18 protein-coding genes are annotated in these 16,549 nt (G+C 69.4%); 7 read left to right on the plus strand and 11 right to left on the minus strand.

The features are described from left to right. Positions 1–117: 117 nt before the first annotated feature. Together PSC72_RS11050 and PSC72_RS11055 are read left to right on the plus strand one after the other, a co-directional pair. Positions 118–357, plus strand: a complete 240-nt coding sequence (locus PSC72_RS11050) for a PRC-barrel domain-containing protein (RefSeq protein WP_274325928.1) — start codon at positions 118–120, stop codon at positions 355–357. Next, positions 358–822 carry an NOB1 family endonuclease gene (locus tag PSC72_RS11055; RefSeq protein ID WP_274325929.1) on the plus strand — a complete coding sequence of 155 codons (465 nt, stop codon included), beginning with the start codon at positions 358–360 and terminating at the stop codon, positions 820–822. Positions 823–1,022: 200 nt separating this feature from the next. Here the strand turns inward: PSC72_RS11055 and PSC72_RS11060 are convergent, their stop codons facing one another. From PSC72_RS11060 to PSC72_RS11070, 3 genes are all read right to left on the minus strand, one after another. Beyond that, complete coding sequence (locus PSC72_RS11060; RefSeq protein ID WP_274325930.1) at positions 1,023–1,169, minus strand: CopG family transcriptional regulator; 147 nt, start codon at positions 1,167–1,169, stop codon at positions 1,023–1,025. Between the two features lie 83 nt (positions 1,170–1,252). Further along, entirely contained in the window at positions 1,253–2,008 is a 756-nt protein-coding gene (locus tag PSC72_RS11065) for a CPBP family intramembrane glutamic endopeptidase (RefSeq protein ID WP_274325931.1), read from the minus strand. A 97-nt stretch (positions 2,009–2,105) separates the two neighbouring features. Then, entirely contained in the window at positions 2,106–3,401 is a 1,296-nt protein-coding gene (locus PSC72_RS11070) for a glucose-6-phosphate isomerase (protein WP_274325932.1), read from the minus strand. Between the two features lie 212 nt (positions 3,402–3,613). On the opposite strand from PSC72_RS11070, the gene PSC72_RS11075 reads away from it, so the two are divergent. Then, positions 3,614–4,171 carry a hypothetical protein gene (locus PSC72_RS11075; protein WP_274325933.1) on the plus strand — a complete coding sequence of 186 codons (558 nt, stop codon included), beginning with the start codon at positions 3,614–3,616 and terminating at the stop codon, positions 4,169–4,171. Positions 4,172–4,196: 25 nt separating this feature from the next. On the opposite strand, the gene PSC72_RS11080 is transcribed toward PSC72_RS11075, so the two are convergent. Then, the gene (locus PSC72_RS11080) at positions 4,197–4,628 is read right to left on the minus strand and encodes a hypothetical protein (RefSeq protein WP_274325934.1); all 432 of its coding nucleotides are present in this window, start codon (positions 4,626–4,628) and stop codon (positions 4,197–4,199) included. Positions 4,629–4,760: 132 nt separating this feature from the next. Here PSC72_RS11080 and PSC72_RS11085 point away from each other — a divergent pair, with 132 nt between their 5' ends. Beyond that, positions 4,761–5,219 carry a DUF5812 family protein gene (locus PSC72_RS11085; protein WP_274325935.1) on the plus strand — a complete coding sequence of 153 codons (459 nt, stop codon included), beginning with the start codon at positions 4,761–4,763 and terminating at the stop codon, positions 5,217–5,219. Positions 5,220–5,331: 112 nt separating this feature from the next. Then, complete coding sequence (locus tag PSC72_RS11090) at positions 5,332–5,625, plus strand: HalOD1 output domain-containing protein (RefSeq protein WP_274325936.1); 294 nt, start codon at positions 5,332–5,334, stop codon at positions 5,623–5,625. 17 nt (positions 5,626–5,642) lie between these two features. Here PSC72_RS11090 and PSC72_RS11095 read toward each other — a convergent pair whose 3' ends face one another. From PSC72_RS11095 to PSC72_RS11105, 3 genes are all read right to left on the minus strand, one after another. After that, positions 5,643–5,981 (minus strand): hypothetical protein, encoded by a 339-nt coding sequence (locus PSC72_RS11095; protein WP_274325937.1) that lies wholly within the window; start codon positions 5,979–5,981, stop codon positions 5,643–5,645. A gap of 91 nt (positions 5,982–6,072) precedes the next feature. After that, positions 6,073–7,863: an oligoendopeptidase F gene (gene pepF, locus PSC72_RS11100; RefSeq protein ID WP_274325938.1), complete on the minus strand. Its 1,791-nt coding sequence runs from the start codon at positions 7,861–7,863 to the stop codon at positions 6,073–6,075. 74 nt (positions 7,864–7,937) lie between these two features. Continuing rightward, positions 7,938–9,281: a TIGR00341 family protein gene (locus PSC72_RS11105; RefSeq protein WP_274325939.1), complete on the minus strand. Its 1,344-nt coding sequence runs from the start codon at positions 9,279–9,281 to the stop codon at positions 7,938–7,940. Positions 9,282–9,415: 134 nt separating this feature from the next. On the opposite strand from PSC72_RS11105, the gene PSC72_RS11110 reads away from it, so the two are divergent. After that, entirely contained in the window at positions 9,416–10,786 is a 1,371-nt protein-coding gene (locus PSC72_RS11110) for a M28 family metallopeptidase (RefSeq protein WP_274325940.1), read from the plus strand. Between the two features lie 8 nt (positions 10,787–10,794). Here the strand turns inward: PSC72_RS11110 and PSC72_RS11115 are convergent, their stop codons facing one another. The 4 genes from PSC72_RS11115 to hisS form a co-directional block, all read right to left on the minus strand. Further along, positions 10,795–11,694: a hypothetical protein gene (locus tag PSC72_RS11115; RefSeq protein WP_274325941.1), complete on the minus strand. Its 900-nt coding sequence runs from the start codon at positions 11,692–11,694 to the stop codon at positions 10,795–10,797. A gap of 70 nt (positions 11,695–11,764) precedes the next feature. Then, on the minus strand, positions 11,765–12,502 hold the full coding sequence (locus PSC72_RS11120) for a class I SAM-dependent methyltransferase (protein WP_274325942.1): 738 nt from the start codon (positions 12,500–12,502) through the stop codon (positions 11,765–11,767). 99 nt (positions 12,503–12,601) lie between these two features. Next, positions 12,602–13,417, minus strand: a complete 816-nt coding sequence (truA, locus tag PSC72_RS11125; RefSeq protein WP_274325943.1) for a tRNA pseudouridine(38-40) synthase TruA — start codon at positions 13,415–13,417, stop codon at positions 12,602–12,604. Between the two features lie 4 nt (positions 13,418–13,421). Further along, positions 13,422–14,732 carry a histidine--tRNA ligase gene (hisS, locus tag PSC72_RS11130; protein ID WP_274325944.1) on the minus strand — a complete coding sequence of 437 codons (1,311 nt, stop codon included), beginning with the start codon at positions 14,730–14,732 and terminating at the stop codon, positions 13,422–13,424. Positions 14,733–15,370: 638 nt separating this feature from the next. Here hisS and galK point away from each other — a divergent pair. Next, on the plus strand, positions 15,371–16,543 hold the full coding sequence (gene galK / locus PSC72_RS11135) for a galactokinase (RefSeq protein WP_274325945.1): 1,173 nt from the start codon (positions 15,371–15,373) through the stop codon (positions 16,541–16,543). Positions 16,544–16,549: the final 6 nt, after the last annotated feature.

The raw sequence follows: 16,549 nt of genomic DNA on the forward strand, positions 1-16,549 counted from the left end.
TCGCCGCGGGCTGAGACCTGTCGGCGCCGCAGTACTGGGTACGACCACGTCGCGACCGTCACGCGGGTGTCAGACGGCCCCGTGGCGTTTATAGGGCAGGAATCGGTAGTCGAGAGCATGGCCGAGATACTCGCCGAGAATCTCTCCGGCAAGGCCGTCACCGGGACCGACGGCGCCGAGATGGGCATGCTGTACAACATCACGATGGATCTGGAGACGGGGCGGCTCCGAGACCTGATCATCGACCCCAACGAGCACCTCGACACCACGCAGTTCGAGGTCGACGAAGAGGGTCACCTCCTCGTTCCCGTCGACCGCGTCCAGGCAGTCAAAGACCACATGATCGTCCAGCGCTAAATGTACGTCCTCGACGCGTCAGCTTTTATCAACGAGTATCACACCGACGAGCAGCAAGCGACGGTTCCCATGGTCCGGGAGGAGCTCGAAGACGAGAGCGCCTACCGCTACGACGCCATGGAGGGGTCGGGCATGCACATTCACATCCCCGAGGAGGAGACCGTCGAGCGCATCGAGCGCGCCGCCGGGGAGACCGGCGACCTCGAGACCCTCTCCGAGACCGACATCCGGCTGGTCGCCGCCGCGTTCGAACTCGACGGCCACCTCGTCACGGACGACTACGCCATGCAGAACGTCGCCGAGAAGCTGGAAGTCGCCGTCGAACTCATCGCTCGCGAGGGCATCAGCGAACAGCGCGACTGGCGGTTCCAGTGTGCCGGCTGCGGCCGCGAGTTCGACGACAACCACGACCGCTGTCCGATCTGCGGGAGCGAACTCTCGCGCAAGAACCCCTCCAGCGCCTGATTCGCCACCGCCGTTCGATTTCTCGCCTCGACACCGCCGAGCGTCGAGTCTCGGCCGTGTTCGGCCCACCGGATCCGGCGGCTACGCCACTGGATCCGGCGGCAGCGGCCCGAGCGCCGGACCGCCCGACCGTAGTCGCGAGTCGGACCGGAGACTCCTCGCTGCGACCCTCCGATTCGTGTCGTCCCCACTCCCACCCGCTACGGTGCGTGCTCTTCCAGGTGTTCGAGCCCGGTCTCGACGAGCTGCCGGAGCACTTCCTCCTCCGTGAGGTCGTACTGCCGGGCGATCGCCTTGATTTCCCGGGCGCGGTCGTCGTCACAGACGACCGTGTAGCGGGTCGGCATATCTCCGAGTTTCCCGCCACCAGGCTTAATAACCCGTCAGACAGTCGTCCGACAGGTTCGCGCGGTCGACGTGGCGCGAACGGCTACAGCATCGCCGCTTCGAGGTACTGACTGAGGAAGCTGAACGAGTTCCAGCAGGCGTGGACGAGGATGGGGACGGCGAGGTTCTCCGTCAGTTCGTACAGGGCGCCGAGGACGAGTCCGAGGACGGTGATGAGGACGATCGATGGCAGTTTCGTGTCCCCGGGGCCCAGGAGCGCGAAGTAGTGCGGGGCGCCGAAGAGCAGGCTGGCGAACAGGACTGCCGGGACCGAGCCGTACGCCCGCCGGAACAGCCCCTGGACGAGCCCCCGGTAGAGCAGCTCCTCCGCCGGCGCGACGAACAGGAAGGTGACGGGGATCATGTAGAACGCGAGCACCGGGTACTGTTCGATCTGCCGCGTCACCTGGTTGACCGCCGTGTCGACGCCGACGTACCGGAAGACCGCCGAGAGGATCGCGGCGACGGCGAACAGGCCGACGAAGCCGCCGGCGATCCAGAGGAGGCTCCGCAGGGACGGCACCTCGATGGCGAACAGGTCACCCCCGCGGTGAAACCTGACGTAGAACGCGATGACGGCGAAGAAGCCGAGGAACTGGGTGGCCGTCAGTGCGGTGTACAGCAGGGGCGGCAGGGAGGCCATCGTCTCGACTTCGAATCCGGCCGCGCGGAGGACGGAGGCGGCGCTGAGGAAGACCAGCGTCCCGAACACGAACGCGGCGACGACGAGCGCCACCGAGTGCAACAGGCTCTCGACGCGCGTCTCCAGGTCGGCGACGCGGTAGTACTCCGAAGCCATCTGATTGGCGTCGAATTCGCGTCCCTCCCGTTTGACTGCACCGGTCGGTCGGTGGTCGACCGCGACAGCGGGAGCGACCGCCGGCGCCCGTCCCCGACTACTCGACGACCAGTTCCGTCTTCTCGCGGACGGCGTCGGCCTCTTCGAAGTCGCCGCCGCCCAGCAGGCCGCGCGCGGCCTTCTTGCCCCACTCGACCGCGGGCTGGGTGAACGTCTCGACGCCGTACAGTTCGCCCGCGAGGATACAGGCCGCTTCCACGTCGAACAGCAGGCGGCCGACGCTCTCGGCGTCCATCCGGTCGATCTCGACCCGAACCGACGGGCGCTCGGCCGCGGCGAGGCTGGCCTCGGTCGCCTCGAACTCCGCGTCCAGCAGCGTCCCCAGGTCCTGCCCGCCGAGGTATTCGAGGTCGGCCACGTCTGTCTCGGGGATCGGGGAGTCGGGGCGCTCGCGCGGGCGGACGACGGTGACGAGCTTGTCCCGCGGACCGGCGCGGTAGAGCTGGAGCTGGGAGTGCTGGTCGGTGGCACCGAGCGCGCGGGCGGGCGTCTGCCCGCCGCCGTCCTTGCCGAGGCTCTCGGCCCACAACTGGGCGAACCACTCGGCGAACGACTCCAGCCCCTCGGCGTAGGGCATCATCGCGTTCACGCTCGCGCCCCGCTGGTCCAGCGCGTAGGCGACCGCGCCGTAGGCGTAGGCCGGGCAGTCGTACAGCGAGCCGGTGAGCGCGTCGGCGCCCGCTCGGCCACCGGCGAGAAGTGCGTCCAGATCCACGTCCATCATCGCGGCCGGAACGAGCCCGACCGTCGAGAGCGCGGAGAAGCGGCCCGGGACGCCCTCGGGCACGTCGAGCGCCGGGAGGTCCTCGGCCTCGGCGAGGTCCCGGAGCGGGCCGGACTCGCCGGTGGTGACGACGGTCCGCTCCGCCCAGTCGACGCCCGCCGACTCCATCGCCTCGCGGACGACGAGGAAGTTGGCGAGCGTCTCGGCTGTCGTCCCGGAGCGGGAGACGACGTGGACGGCGGTCTCGTCCAGCGGCAGGTCGTCGAGCAGGCGGTTCACGTGCGCCGGGTCGACGTTGTCCAGCGCGTAGTGGTCGACCGGCGAGTCCCCCGCCAGCGCCTCGGTGATAGTGATCGCACCGAGCGCGCTCCCGCCGATGCCGACCGTGAGGATAGCCTCGGGGTCGAAGCCGGCGACGGCGTCTTCGATCTCGGCCGCGTCGGTCCGTTCTGGTAGGTTCAGCGACGCGTAGCCGAACTCGTCGTCGGCCGTGCCGCGCGCGATCCGGTCGTGGGCGTCGGCGACGCGCTCGTCGAGGTCGTCGAGGGCGTCCCGGTCGATACCGGGGTCGGCCTCGCTCGCCAGCGCGTTCCCGATGTCTACTCGCATGTCCGGGTGGTCGAACGGGGCCGGGAAAGTCCTTTACTACGCGGACGGGGAGTTCGAGGCGGATCCGGAGAAGCATCGAGCGGAAGAGACGGCCCGAGACACCGGGCCCACGCCGTTTTCGGTGGTGCTACCGATCGACCCGGACCGGCGAGCGATCCGACGTGAGAAGCGAACGGGTGGTTTATTCCCGACCGAATCGAACGAGCGGACAGATGAGCGACGGATCGAACGGCGAAGGCGCCTACAGCGGGATCCTGACCGCCTTCCCCTACGCCTTCCGGGCGAGCGAGTCGCGCGTGTTCCGCTCGTACGCGGCGGTCAGCGGCCTGTGCTCGGCCGGTATCGTCCTGCTGTTCGCGTTCGCGATCGTGGTGTTGCTCGGCGGGACCGCCGGCGCGCCCGGCGGCTCGTTCACCTTCTCGCGGGCCTTCTTCCTCTTCCTGATGCTGCTGGTCGTCGCGCCGCTGGTCGCGCCGGTGTTGCTCGTGGCCCGGCGCCATCGGCGGAGTGGGTCGACGACCCGGTACGACCGCGCGCTGGCGCTCTCGGGCTACGGCTTCCTCGCCGCGCTGTACGTGATGCTCGTGATCAGCATTCCGGCCCAGCAACAGAGCCCGCCGACGGGGGCGCTCGGGCCCATCGTCGCCCTGCTGTACGACCTGCCGGCGGTCGCCGGCGTCGTCCCGCCGCTGGTCGTCGTCGGTGCCATGATCCTCGTCCACCGGCGGTTCCGGACCGAGGCGCCGATCGGCGCGGCCGCGAGCGGGTGACCGCCAGAACGTCCGAATCGAGGCGTCACGCCGCCACGTGGATCGTCGCGTTTCGCACGGTCACGCCCTCGGCGGGGTCGAAGACGGCGCGGACCGGTATCCGTTCGTCCGGGGCGAGCGTCGCGTTGCCCAGGTCCGCGTACGCGGTCTGACGCCTTTCGAGTTCGTAGACGGCCTGGACGGTCCGCGTTTCGCCGCCAGCGAGCGCGAAGCTGACGTTGATCTGCGGGATAGAGACGTTGCTCGTCGCGTCGACCGAGCGGAGATTCCCCGACACCACGACCTGGGACCTGTACTCGGTCGTGCTCCCGGAGGTCCAGACGTGGACGTCTTCGACGGCGTAGGTGCCGGGGCTATCGACGCCTACGCTATCGGGGGGCGTGACCGCCGTGCCACAGCCCGCGAGGAGCGCGGCGACCAGGACGGCGACGACGGCCGACCGCGTGCGTCCGTGCATCGTTCGATTGTCGGCAGTAGGTCCGGGCCGCTCCAAAGCGGTTGTGATCGGGCGGCCGCCGGGGCCGTCGGTCGCGCGGAGCCGTCGGCCGGGACCGCGGCATCCAATAGGGTCGACTGACTACGCTCGTCCATGAAAACCGGGACGTTCGTCGTGACGGAGGCCGACGCGGAGTCGGCGGTGTTGCGCGACGTGAGCGACGGGCAGATCCACACGCTGGGCTCGAACCCCGACCTCTCGGTCGGCGAGGCCATCGAGGCGACGCTCGCCGCCGAGCCGCCGATGGACGTCGTCTGGACCGTCGAGGAGATCACCAGACGGTTCACCGTCTCCGTCGAGGAGCACGACGAACCGCCCACCCAGCAGGCGCGCGAACTCGCCGCCGACCAGCCCGTCGGCGAGATCACCACCCGCGAGCGCGCCGGCACCGGCGAGGTCCACGTCCTCACCGTCCCCGAGGAGTCGACGGAGAGCGCCGTCGCCGACGTGCGCGACGACGAGGCGACCGTCGAGCGGGCCGCCCGCATCGGCGTCGAGCGCGTCGAGATCCGGTCAGAGCCCGGCGTCGTCAGCGTCCGCTACCTGCCCTGACGGCGACGGCGTCGAGAGATGCCGGTGGCGGCCGGTTTTCACTCGCATCGTCACAGCCAAAACAGAGAGGTGAGGAGTTGAAACGGCAGGGAACACTCCGTCTTATCGAGTCATGGATCACGCACGCCAGCACCACGGGCGGATCGCCGACGGCGGAACGGAACTCGTGATCGAGAACGAGACAGAAGAGTCGACGACCCGGACGCTCCTGCGGAGCATCGCCGCGATCAAGGGCGTCGACGAACGCGACCTCGACCCGCTCTACGAGTCCGTCGACAGCGTGGCGCTGGAGAACATCATCCAACACGCCGAAGACCGGGACAACGACGTGAGCGTCGAGTTCTCCGTCGACGGCTACGCGGTCGAGGTGCGAGCGGACGACACGATCCGGCTCGACGAGCCCTGAGTCCGCGACGACGGCCCTCACTCCGTCGGGCCGGCCGCGCTCTGGACGCGCCAGCCGCCCTCGACCTCGCAGGAGTCGCGGACCGCGTACTCGATCTCGGTCGACTCGTCGACCCGGTCGCCGCCCTCGACGGATTCGATCGCGAGCGGCACGTCCAGCGTGTCGCCACAGCAGCCGACGCCCGTGAACTCCTCGGTGACCTGTCCCGCCTCGACCGCGCCGAGGGTCTTCTGCAGGTACGCGCGAAACGGCCGCCCGTCGAGTTTGTCTCGCCCCCACGTGCTCAGGTCCGACGGGTAGGAGATCACGACGGTCGTCGCCGCGTCGTCGTCCGGTCGCTGGTCCTGTGCGTTCATCGAGCACAGTTGGGGCGTGGCGCGGAAACGGGTTCTGTCGAGCGGCAGTTCGAGCGGAAACGGGGGCGCCCCAGACCGAAGCGGTGGCGTCTCAGATCAGGTCCTCGAACTCGTCGAGGAACTCGTCGTAGGTGTCGATGGCCGACTGGATCGGGTCGGAGGTGGTCATGTCGACGCCGGCGGTCTCGAGGAGTTCGAGCGGGTACTCGCGGGAGCCGCTGGCGAGGAACTCGCGGTAGCGCTCGGCGGCGGGTTCGCCCTCCTCGAGGATGCCCTGGGCGAGCGCGACGGCGGCGGAGATGCCGGTCGAGTACTGGTAGACGTAGAAGGCCCGGTAGAAGTGCGGGATGCGCATCCACTCGCGGCCGATGCGCTCGTCCACGTCGGCGTTAGCGTAGTAGTCGCTCTTGAGGTCGCGGTACACCTCGTCGAGGCGGTCGGCGGTGAGCGCCTCGCCCTCCTCTTCGAGCCGGTGGGTCCGGTGCTCGAACTCCGCGAACATGGTCTGGCGGAACAGCGTCGATCTGAATCGTTCGAGGTACTGGTTGAGGACGTGCCGGCGCAGCGTCTCGTCCTCGACGACGTCCAGCAGGTGGTGGGTCAGCAGCGTCTCGTTGACGGTGCTGGCCACCTCGGCGACGAAGATCTCGTAGCCGCTGTAGACGTAGGGCTGGTGTTCGCTGGTGTACTCCGAGTGCAGCGAGTGGCCGAGTTCGTGGGCGAGCGTGTACATCGAGGCCACGTCGTCCTGGTAGTTCATCAGGATGAACGGCTGGGAGTCGTAGGTGCCGCCGGAGTAGGCGCCCGACTGCTTGTTCTCGGTCTCGTAGACGTCCACCCACCGCGAATCGAGCCCGTCCGCGAGCCAGGACTGGTACTCCTCACCCAGGGGCTCGACGGCGCCGGTGACCCACTCTCGGGCCTGGTCGTACTCCACGTCGGGGCTCTCGCCCTCGACCATCGGGACGTACAGGTCCCACATCTTCAAGTCGTCCGCGTCGATGGAGCGGCGCTTGAGGTCGGCGTGCCGCTGGAGCACGTCGAGGTTCTCGTCGACGGTGTCGACGAGCGTGTCGTACACCTCGACCGGAATGTTCGGGCCGTCGAGGGCCGCCTCGCGGGCGGTGTCGTAGTTGCGTGCCCGCGCCAGTTTCACGTCGGTCTTGACGCTGTTCTTGTAGGCGGCGGCGATGGAGTTGCGGTACTCCTCCCACTCGTCGTAGAAGGTCTCGTAGACGTCGCGGCGGAACTCCCGATCCGGGTTCTCCTGGAGCGTCGTGAAGTTGTTGAGGGTGATCCGTCGGGGCTCGCCGTCGGGGTCCTCGACCGCGGGGAACTCGATGTCGGCGTTGGCGAGCATGTTGTACACCTCGCCGGTCGAACCGAGCACCTCGCCGAGGTCGGCCAGCAGGTTCTCGACCTCGGCGGAGCGGGTGTGGGGTTTCATCCGGAGCACGTCGTCGAAGTAGTGCTCGTAGACCTCCAGATCGGGGTTCTCCTCGACGTACTCCTCGACCGTCTCGCGGTCGAGACTCTGGATCTCGGGTTCGAGGAAGCTCGCGGCGCTGGACGCGCGAGAGGAGAGCGACTGGGAGCGGGAGGTCAGGGCCTGGTAGCGGCTGTCGGCCGTGTCCTCGTCGCGGCGCATCCGGGCGTAGGCGGCGACGTTCGCCACCTCCCGCATGATCTCCTCGTAGGTCTCCAGCGTCGCCTGGAGCGTCTCGGGGTCCTCGGTCGAGCGGCCCTCGAAGGACCGCAGGTCGTCGAGGCGCTCCTCGACGGCGTCGAAGGCCTCCTCCCACTCGTCGTCGTCGGCGTAGAGAGACGCCAGGTCCCACTTGTACTCCTCGTCGATGTCGCTCCGTTCCGGTACCGAACTCATGGCTCCCGGTTGGCCACCGACCGCCGTAAGTGTTTCATCAGCCCGCTACTCGCGGGCGGGCTCCGGTGGCGCAGTCACCGCTCTATCGACCCCCGTCCCACGACGGTCGTCGCGACCTCCTCGCCGGTGTCGGGCTCGGCGACCTGTTCGTACTCGACCTGGATAGCCAGGTCCTGCTCGGACACGTCGGTGACCGCGTCGCCGACCACGCCAGAGAGGTTGCCGTAGTGGTCGCCGGGCGGGATATCGAGGGTGACGACCACGTGGTCGGGCGGGTGCGTGATGTCCGTGGGATCCTTGACGACCCGGACGCTCCTGACGCTGACCTCGTCGTACCGCGGCCGGTCGATCGCCTCCTGTACGTCGGCCTCGATGCGGCCTTCGAGCTTCGAGCCCTCGATCTTCGCGACCGTCGTGACGAACAGGGGGACCGAGATCACCAGCAGCGCGAGGACGATGACGCCCGATCGCTTCAGCAGCGTCTTCCGGGTGTGTTCGAGGCCGATCCACGTCGGCGGGCGGTAGCCGAGGTACCAGAACACGGCGAGCCCGGCGAGGTTGATCGCCAGCAGGTTCACGACGACGAGGATGCCCGAGTCGATGGCGACGACCGGGAGTCCCCACGCGAGGCCGACGCCGGCCGTCGCGGCCGGCGGGACGAGCGCCGCGGCGATCATCACGCCGACGATGGCGCTTTTGGTGCGCGTCGCGAGGCTCAGCACGCCCGCGGCGCCCGCGCCGAGCGCGAGGATCAGCGAGAGGATGTCGGGGGAGAGCCGCGCGGCGATCTGTGCCGTGTCGGCGACGGCCCGGCCCGGCGGGGCGACGTGAGTGATGCGGAGCAGCCACGCGAACAGCGTCGCGCTCCCGACGGCGAGGAGGCCGCCACCGATCTGGTAGGCGACGCCCTTGCGGAACAGCGCCTGGTCGTTGACGACGGTGCCGACGGTGGAACTCAGCGCCGGGCCGAGCAGCGGGGCGATGACCATCGCGCCGATGATGGCCGCCGCCGAGTCGAGTATCAGCCCGACCGTCGCGACGAGCGCGCTCAGGACCGTCATCAGCGCGAAGGAGTAGGGGTCCATGATCTGGTTGCCCGCCTCCGCGCGCAGCTCCGCGTCGGCGATGCGCGCGTGGTGGCCGATCTCCGACTCGGACTCCTGGTCGCGCTCGATCTCCTCGAAGAGGTCGGACTCGATGTCGACGATGACGCCGTGGTCGTCGCTGTCGAATCCCACCTCGTAGAGGCGGTCGAGCACCGGCTCGACGTCAGGCGAGTCGACGGTGAAGGAGACGATGGCGTCGTACCGCTCGCGGCGCCGCTCGTCCGTGCAGTAGTAGTCGATGCCCTCCTCGTCGAGTACCGACTCGATGGCGGACAGCGACTCCTCGGGGACCGCCAGCTGGACGAGGCGCATGCGACAGGTTCGCGCTCCAGCGCCTTTAACTGCCGGCTCACACCTCCGAACGTCGGAATCCCGGCCGTCGCTACTCGACGGACGAACCCCGGTCCGGCTGTACAGTTTTTGCCGGCGGCGTCCGATGGCCCGCCATGGACGACTTCGACGCGGACGAGGCGACCGCCGCGGCGCTGGGCCGCGCGTGGCTGGCCGACGACGGGTGGGACCTGCTCACCCGACTGACCGAACTGGACGACCGGCTGGGCGGCCACCCCGGCGACCGCCGCGGGGCGGAACTCGTGGCCGACGCCTTCGAAGCCACCGGCGTCCGGAACGTCCGCGAGGAGCCCTTCGACGTCAACCGCTGGAGCCGCGGGCGGACGGAACTCGCCGTCTCCGTCCCCGACCGCGGCGTCGAGCGGTCGTTCGACGCGGTCGCGCTCCCGTACTCGCCGGCCTACGAGGGCGAGGCACCGCTCGTCGACGTGGGCTACGGGACGCCCGAAGAACTCGACGAGGCCGACGTGGCGGGCGCGGTGGCGGTGACGAAGACCGCGACGCCGCCCGACTTCGGTCGACCCTACCACCGCGCGGAGAAGGTCGGTCACGCCGCGGCGGCCGGAGCGGAGGCCTTCGTCTTCACCAATCACGTCCCCGGCCAGCTACCGCCGACCGGGTCGCTCCGGTTCGACGCCGAGGCCGCCGTCCCGGGCCTCGGCGTGAGCAGGGAGACCGGCGAGTGGCTCCGCGAGTACGCGGCCGAGGGCGCCCGAGCGCACGTCCGCGTCGACGCCGAGACCGAACCGGGGACCAGCCGGAACGTCGTCGGTGTCGTCGGTCCCGACCCCGACGAGGCGGCCGCCGAGGACGAGGTGGTCGTCCTCGCGCACTTCGACGCTCACGACGTGGGCGAGGGCGCCCTCGACAACGGCTGCGGCATCGCGACCGTCGCCGGGATGGCCCGGATCCTCGCCGCGATGGATCTCGACCGCCCCGTCCGGGTCGCCGGCGTGAGCTGCGAGGAGCTTGGACTGGTGGGCAGCGAGGCGCTCGCGGCCGCGCTCGATCTCGACGGGGTCCACACCGTCGTCAACGTGGACGGTGCCGGCCGCTACCGCGACCTGAACGCGCTCGTCCACGCCTCGGAGGCGATGGCCGACCTCGTCGACCGAGTCGCCGACGCCGCCGGTCACCCGGTCGCCGTGCAGGAGCGTCCGCATCCCTACAGCGACCACTGGCCGTTCCTCCGGGAGGGCGTCCCGGCCCTCCAGCTCCACAGCAAGGCGCCCGACGCCGAGGGGACGTGGGACCGTGGGTGGACTCACACCCGCGCGGACACCCGCGACAAGGCCGATCGGCGCAACCTCCGCGAGCACGCGATGCTGGCCGCGCTGTTCGTCCGCGAGATCGCCGCGACCGACGTGGGGCGTCTCGACACCGACAGGGTGCGCGAGTCGCTGCGCGAATCCGGCGCCGACGAGGGGATGCGGGCTGCCGGCATCTGGCCCGACGGGTGGGACTGAGCGGGATCTCAGTCGTCGGCGTCGCCGCGCTCGCCGGTTGCGCACTCGGTCCGCGGTTCGGGCTCGGTGTCGGACGGCCTGCGAACGAACGCCGGCGTCGACGGGTCGTCGGCTTCGAGCGTCCGCGGACCGTCGTCGCCGGGCGCGCGCCCGCTCCAACCCGAGTCCGGGTCGAACTCGCGGAAGAGGAGGAGTCCGTAGGCCGCGACGACGACTGAAGGGACCGCCACGACCGCGGTCCCGAAGAGGATGCCGAAGCCACCGAGGTTCCGCACGGCGCCGGAGAGAACGAACGACCCCAGCGCTCCGGCGGCGAGGTGCGTGAGTCCGAACGCCGCGTACCGGTCGCCCGCCTTCGCGTGTTCGAGGGTCGATTCGAGCGCCGTCGAGAGGTCGCTGTCGCCGACCACGACCGCGAACGGGAGCCCGTAGACGAGGTACGAGAGAACGATCACGACGAGCATCGCGAGCGGCGGCAGTATCAGAAACGGCAACGCCGCGAGAACGACCGTGAACCGGATCACGTTGACGCCGACGATGCGGACGGTAAACCGCCGGACGCCGTCGGCGAACGCGAGCGGTCCGCCGTCGATTCGACTGTCGAGCGCGCCGAGGAAGCCGGCTTCCAGCGCCGAGGTGACGACCAGTCCAGCGAGGAAGAGCGGGACGAACGCGACCACCGAGAGGAAGCCGGTGATCCCGACGCCGCCCGGTCCGTTCGGGAGCGAGACGTACGTCCACAGCGTCGGCAGGCCGGACGGGAACGGGAACGTGACGCCGCCACCACCGTCGGCCGCGAGCGCGCGGGCGACCTTCGACCCGGACAGCAGCGTCGCCGCGACCGGAACCCAGGCGAGGGGAAGCGACTCCGAGGTGACCTCGACCGCGCGGTCGAATCTGGAGGGCATCGCCGTGAAATCGCCGCCCCGCGGCATATGTCTTCCGCGCTGACACGGACGGCGGCGCGCCCGTGGTCTCTCACTCCTGTCGGGCCTCGAAAATGAGGGTCGACGGCAGTTTCGCCAGCAGTTCGGGCCTGCGCTCGCCCCACGGCCCCTCCTCGTAGTCGGCCGGGTCGTCGGAGCCGGGTTCCCGAACGCGTTCCACGCGGAATCCGGCGTCCACGAGCGCGTTGTGCACGTCGCTGACCCGGTGGCGGTAGGTCACCATGTCGGCGTCGAGGTCGTCGTACGCCGTGACCTGTCGGCCGGTGTCGAAGTAGCTCTCCTCAACGCGGTGGGACTCGGGTTCGGCCAGCCCGTAGACCGGATGGGGCATCGAGAAGACGAACCGGCCGTCCGTCCGGAGCACGCGGTGGGCCTCGCGGAAGCAGGCCGCCAGGTCGCCGACCCACTGGAAGACGTAGGCGTTGAACGCCACGTCGAAGGCGTCGTCGGGGAACGTCCCGAGGTCCGTCACGTCACCCTGGACGAACTCCACGTCGGCGTCGTGTTCAGCGGCCAAGTCGCGGGCGAACGACAGCTGTTCCGCGGAGAGGTCCAGCCCCGTCACGTTCGCGCCGCGCTGGGCCAGCTCGACCGAGCACTGGCCGCCGCCACAGCCCAGCTCCAGCACGTCCTCGCCCGCCACGTCGGGCAGGAGCGACAGGTCGTCGTCGGTGGTCGTCCCCGTCCAGTTGACCCCCACGTCGAGGTCGATGTCCTCCTGAAAGGAGCGGGCCGTCAGCTCCCACCACTCGCGCACTTCCTCGGTCATACTCGCCCGGTTTCGGCCGGTCCGGATAGGTCTTGTGTGGGAATGAGACGCGTTCTCGACGGGCCGGCGTACAGGAGGCGAGAGACGGCCGGACCGACTCTACTCCAGCGAGTCCCGGATAGTGCCGGAGACGCGAGCGACGGTCCGGAACTCGGCGTGGCGAGCGCCGAACACCGCACGGGCGCTCTCGACGGCGTCGTCGTCGACAGCGAACTCGACGCCGTATTGCACGTCCCAGAGCACGAGCGGGTACGGCGCCGCCGGCGCGACGCCGTCGGGGCCGTCCACCGCTTCGTCACCGAACACGCGATCGATCTTCGACAGGTCCGACTCCCCGCGACCGATCTCGACCACCAGCCCGACCACCCGCCGGACGAGTTGCCGCGCGAAGCCGCCGGCTTCCAGCCGCAGTACGAGGAAGTCGCCGTCGCGCTCCGCCGACGCATTGAGGTCCCGAACCGTCCCCTCGTCGTCGGGCGTCAGGTTGTGGAAGTCGTGTTCGCCGGAAAGGCGAGCGAGCGCCTCGGTGACTCCCCGTTCGTCCAGTTCGGCGTCCGCTCCGCGGGGCGCGTACAGGTGATAGACGTACTCCCGGGAAGAAGCGTCGTGCGTGGCGTGAAACGACGACCCCACCTCGGCGCTGGCCCACGCGCGGACCGACGCGGGCAACTCGCTGTTGAACGCCCGCGGCGAGAGCCACTCGGGGGCTTCGAAGGCGACGGTCTGCGCGCGGGCCGAGACCCCGGCGTCCGTTCGGCCGGCGGCGGCATACCCGTCGGGTTTCTCCGCTCCGTCGTCGATTGCCCCGAGGTCCCGGAGCGCGTCGAAGAGAGCGTCTTCCACAGTGGGCACGTCGGGCTGGCGCTGGAACCCGTGGAACGGCCGGCCGTCGTAGGCGACCCGGTAGGCGCGCATCCGCTCAGGCGAAGTCGTCGTGGGTCGGCTTCTCGCGGTCGCCGGGGAACTCGTCGACGGGCACGTTCGTCTGGTCGCCGCTCTCCATGTCCTTGACCGTCACCTCGTCGTTCTCCAGGTCGCGCTCGCCGACGATGACGACCGTCTCGGCGTCGATGGAGTCGGCGTAGTTCATCTGCCCGCCGAACGACCGGCCGCTCACGTCCGTCTCGACGACGTGGCCGCGCTCGCGCAGCTCGCGGGCGATGCGCGAGGCGACCGGCCGCACGTCCCCGACCTGGAGGACGTAGTAGTCGGTCGAGATGCCCTCGCCGGGCCAGGCGTCGTGAACTTGCAGGAGCAGGGGGAGCGTCGAGTTCATGACGCCGATGCCGACGCCGACCGCGGGCGTGGACTGGCCGCCGAACTCCTCGATGAGGTGGTCGTAGCGGCCGCCGCCGAAGATGGAGCGGGAGACCTCCCCCGAGGCGTCGAAGCACTCGAAGACGACGCCGGTGTAGTAGTCCAGCCCCCGCGCGGTCGTCAGGCTCACGTCGCAGTACTGCCGAACCCCGAAGTCCTCGGCCGCGGCGAGCACGTTCTCCAGGTTCTCAACCGCCGCGGCCAACTCGTCGCTGTCCGAGAAGTCTGTCAGTGCCGAGAGGTCGTCGTCGCCCGCGATCAGGAGGTCGTCGAACTCCCGGGCCTGGTCGTAGGAGAGACCGGCGTCGGACAGGAGGCCCAGGTACTCCTCGTCTTCGACCTTGGCGCGCTTGTCGACGGCGCGGATGGCGTCGGGCACGGCCACGTCGGCGTCGAACGACCGCAGGAGTTCCCCGAGGATGTCGCGGTGGGAGACGCGGAACTCGAACTCCGAGCCGTCGAGGCCGAGGTTCGTCAGCGAGTCCGCCGCGAACGCCAGCACCTCGGCGTCGGCGTCGGGCTCGCTCGACCCGAAGATGTCCGCGTTGGTCTGGTAGAGCTCGCGATAGCGGCCCTGCTGGACCTGTTCGTAGCGCCAGAACGGCCGCGTCGAGAACCACTTGATTGGCTTCGACAGCGCCTGCTGTTTGGCGACGACCATCCGCGCGACGGTCGGCGTGAGTTCGGGCGTGAGCGTGACGTGGCGCCCGCCCTTGTCCTCGAAGTCGTACAGTTCGTCGACGATGTCCTCGCCGCTCTTGTCGGTCCACATCTCCGCCGGCTCCAGCGCCGGCGTCGACGTCTCGCGGAAGCCGTAGGCCCGGGCGGTGTCCTCGATCGTGTCGATGACCTCCCGGCGCGGGGCCATCTCGTCGGGGTAGAAATCAGTGAATCCCTTGAGTCCCTCGTACATACCACGACGTTCGGGCAGGGGTCGCTTCAAACCCATCTTTTTCGCCGGGGGGGGTCGCCGCAGGCGACCCCGGCCAAAAACATGGGTGAAAAAGGCCGGACGCTTCGCTCACTGGGTTCGCTCGCGTCCGGTGAATCGCGCCTCACTTCGTTCGGCGCGAATGCTCAGTACAGCCCACAGAGTGAACAGTCGCGGTGGCGCGCGCTGTCGCGGCCTCCGTGCCGCGACAGCATCGTGCGAGGTCTTCGTGAACGGAGTGAACGAAGGCTCGGAAGACGAGCGGAGCGAGTCTTCCGGTGGATGACTGAGCGAGCGCAGCGAGCGAAGGAATCGGTTGGGGCGGCACGAGGTACGGTGCTGTGCGGTCGTTGTCCTGGTGGATTGAAAGGGCGAGACGGGCTCGTCGGCGCCCCGACGACGCAAGCACCGGAACGAAGTGAGGAGCGCAGCGAGTCGCGGCGTCACGAGCGCGCCGAGGGCTTTCATCGCGTGTTGTCTCCTGTAGTCGCTCCAGATCCACTTCTCCTCATCACTCATTCCACAGAAACAACCGCTCAACAAGCACACGATCCTGAACACCGCTCGCCACAACCAGTGAGCGTTTATTGCCCTGGCAGTCGACGTCAGGAGTATCCGTGATGAACGACCAGTCAGCGCGCGCTCGTGAGAGACTCGACGAGGCGTTCGGCGAGTCGAACGAGCCAGTAGATGTCGTTTCGGCGCCCGGCCGTGTCAACCTGATCGGCGGTCACACCGACTACAACGAGGGATTCGTCCTCCCGGCGGGGATCGACCGCCGGACCGTGGTCGCGGCCCGCCCGCGAGACGACCGAACGATCGGCGTCAGCTCGACCAACTTCGACCAGACTGTCTCCTTCGATCTCTCCCCCATCTCCCACTCCGACGACGCGCCGTGGAGCGACTACGTCCGGGGCGTCGCCGAGCGGCTCGTCGACCGGGGGTACGACGTCGGCGGCACCGAACTGGCCGTCGTCGGCGACGTGCCGATGGGCGCCGGGCTCTCCTCGTCGGCGGCGTTCGAGGTCGCGGTCGCCGCGGCGCTGGCCGCGGTGCACGACCTCTCGGTCGACGACGAGGAACTCGTGGCGGTCTGCTGGGAGGCCGAGACGGAGTTCGTCGGCCTGAGCTGCGGCATCATGGACCAGTACGCCGCGGTCCACGCCGAGCGCGAGAGCGCCCTGTTCCTCGACTGCCGCGACGAGTCCCACGAGACCGTCCCGCTGCCGTCCGACGAGGTGACCGTCGTGGCGACGAACACGAACGTCCAGCGCGAACTCGTCGACTCCGCGTACAACGACCGCGTGGCGACCTGCCGGGAGGGCGTCGAGTTCTTCGACGACGCGCTCGACGAACCGATCGAGTCGCTCAGGGACGTCTCCGTCGAGACCTTCGAAGCCCGCGAGTCGGAGCTGCCGGAGACGGTCCGGAAACGGGTTCGCCACGTCGTCACCGAGAACGAGCGGGTCCGCGACGCCGCGGCCGCGCTGCGCGAGGGGCGCCTCGACCGCGTCGGGACGCTCCTCGACGAGTCACACGCCAGCCTCAGAGACGACTACGAGGTGAGCGTCGACGAACTCGACGCCGTCGCGTCGATCGCCGGCGACCTCGACGGCGTCTTCGGGTCGCGGATGACCGGCGCCGGGTTCGGCGGGTGCGTAGTCACGCTCGTCCGACCGGACGCCGCCGAGGCCGTGACGAGCGCCATCGACGAGCGCTACCGCGACCGGACCGGGATCGAACCCGACGTCTACGTGTGCAACCCCGACGGCGGCGTCCGCCGACACGAGTAGGGGACC

The sequence above is a fragment of the Halosimplex aquaticum genome (assembly GCF_028747785.1).
GTDB lineage: Archaea > Halobacteriota > Halobacteria > Halobacteriales > Haloarculaceae > Halosimplex > Halosimplex aquaticum.

Excerpts from the sequence above, each read along its gene's own strand:
- PSC72_RS11050 (WP_274325928.1), top strand. The coding sequence starts at position 118 with ATGGCCGAGATACTCGCCGAGAATCTCTCCGGCAAGGCCGTCACCGGG.
- PSC72_RS11055 (WP_274325929.1), top strand. The coding sequence starts at position 358 with ATGTACGTCCTCGACGCGTCAGCTTTTATCAACGAGTATCACACCGAC.
- PSC72_RS11060 (WP_274325930.1), bottom strand. The coding sequence starts at position 1,169 with ATGCCGACCCGCTACACGGTCGTCTGTGACGACGACCGCGCCCGGGAA.
- PSC72_RS11065 (WP_274325931.1), bottom strand. The coding sequence starts at position 2,008 with ATGGCTTCGGAGTACTACCGCGTCGCCGACCTGGAGACGCGCGTCGAG.
- PSC72_RS11070 (WP_274325932.1), bottom strand. The coding sequence starts at position 3,401 with ATGCGAGTAGACATCGGGAACGCGCTGGCGAGCGAGGCCGACCCCGGT.
- PSC72_RS11075 (WP_274325933.1), top strand. The coding sequence starts at position 3,614 with ATGAGCGACGGATCGAACGGCGAAGGCGCCTACAGCGGGATCCTGACC.
- PSC72_RS11080 (WP_274325934.1), bottom strand. The coding sequence starts at position 4,628 with ATGCACGGACGCACGCGGTCGGCCGTCGTCGCCGTCCTGGTCGCCGCG.
- PSC72_RS11085 (WP_274325935.1), top strand. The coding sequence starts at position 4,761 with ATGAAAACCGGGACGTTCGTCGTGACGGAGGCCGACGCGGAGTCGGCG.
- PSC72_RS11090 (WP_274325936.1), top strand. The coding sequence starts at position 5,332 with ATGGATCACGCACGCCAGCACCACGGGCGGATCGCCGACGGCGGAACG.
- PSC72_RS11095 (WP_274325937.1), bottom strand. The coding sequence starts at position 5,981 with ATGAACGCACAGGACCAGCGACCGGACGACGACGCGGCGACGACCGTC.
- pepF (WP_274325938.1), bottom strand. The coding sequence starts at position 7,863 with ATGAGTTCGGTACCGGAACGGAGCGACATCGACGAGGAGTACAAGTGG.
- PSC72_RS11105 (WP_274325939.1), bottom strand. The coding sequence starts at position 9,281 with ATGCGCCTCGTCCAGCTGGCGGTCCCCGAGGAGTCGCTGTCCGCCATC.
- PSC72_RS11110 (WP_274325940.1), top strand. The coding sequence starts at position 9,416 with ATGGACGACTTCGACGCGGACGAGGCGACCGCCGCGGCGCTGGGCCGC.
- PSC72_RS11115 (WP_274325941.1), bottom strand. The coding sequence starts at position 11,694 with ATGCCCTCCAGATTCGACCGCGCGGTCGAGGTCACCTCGGAGTCGCTT.
- PSC72_RS11120 (WP_274325942.1), bottom strand. The coding sequence starts at position 12,502 with ATGACCGAGGAAGTGCGCGAGTGGTGGGAGCTGACGGCCCGCTCCTTT.
- truA (WP_274325943.1), bottom strand. The coding sequence starts at position 13,417 with ATGCGCGCCTACCGGGTCGCCTACGACGGCCGGCCGTTCCACGGGTTC.
- hisS (WP_274325944.1), bottom strand. The coding sequence starts at position 14,732 with ATGTACGAGGGACTCAAGGGATTCACTGATTTCTACCCCGACGAGATG.
- galK (WP_274325945.1), top strand. The coding sequence starts at position 15,371 with ATGAACGACCAGTCAGCGCGCGCTCGTGAGAGACTCGACGAGGCGTTC.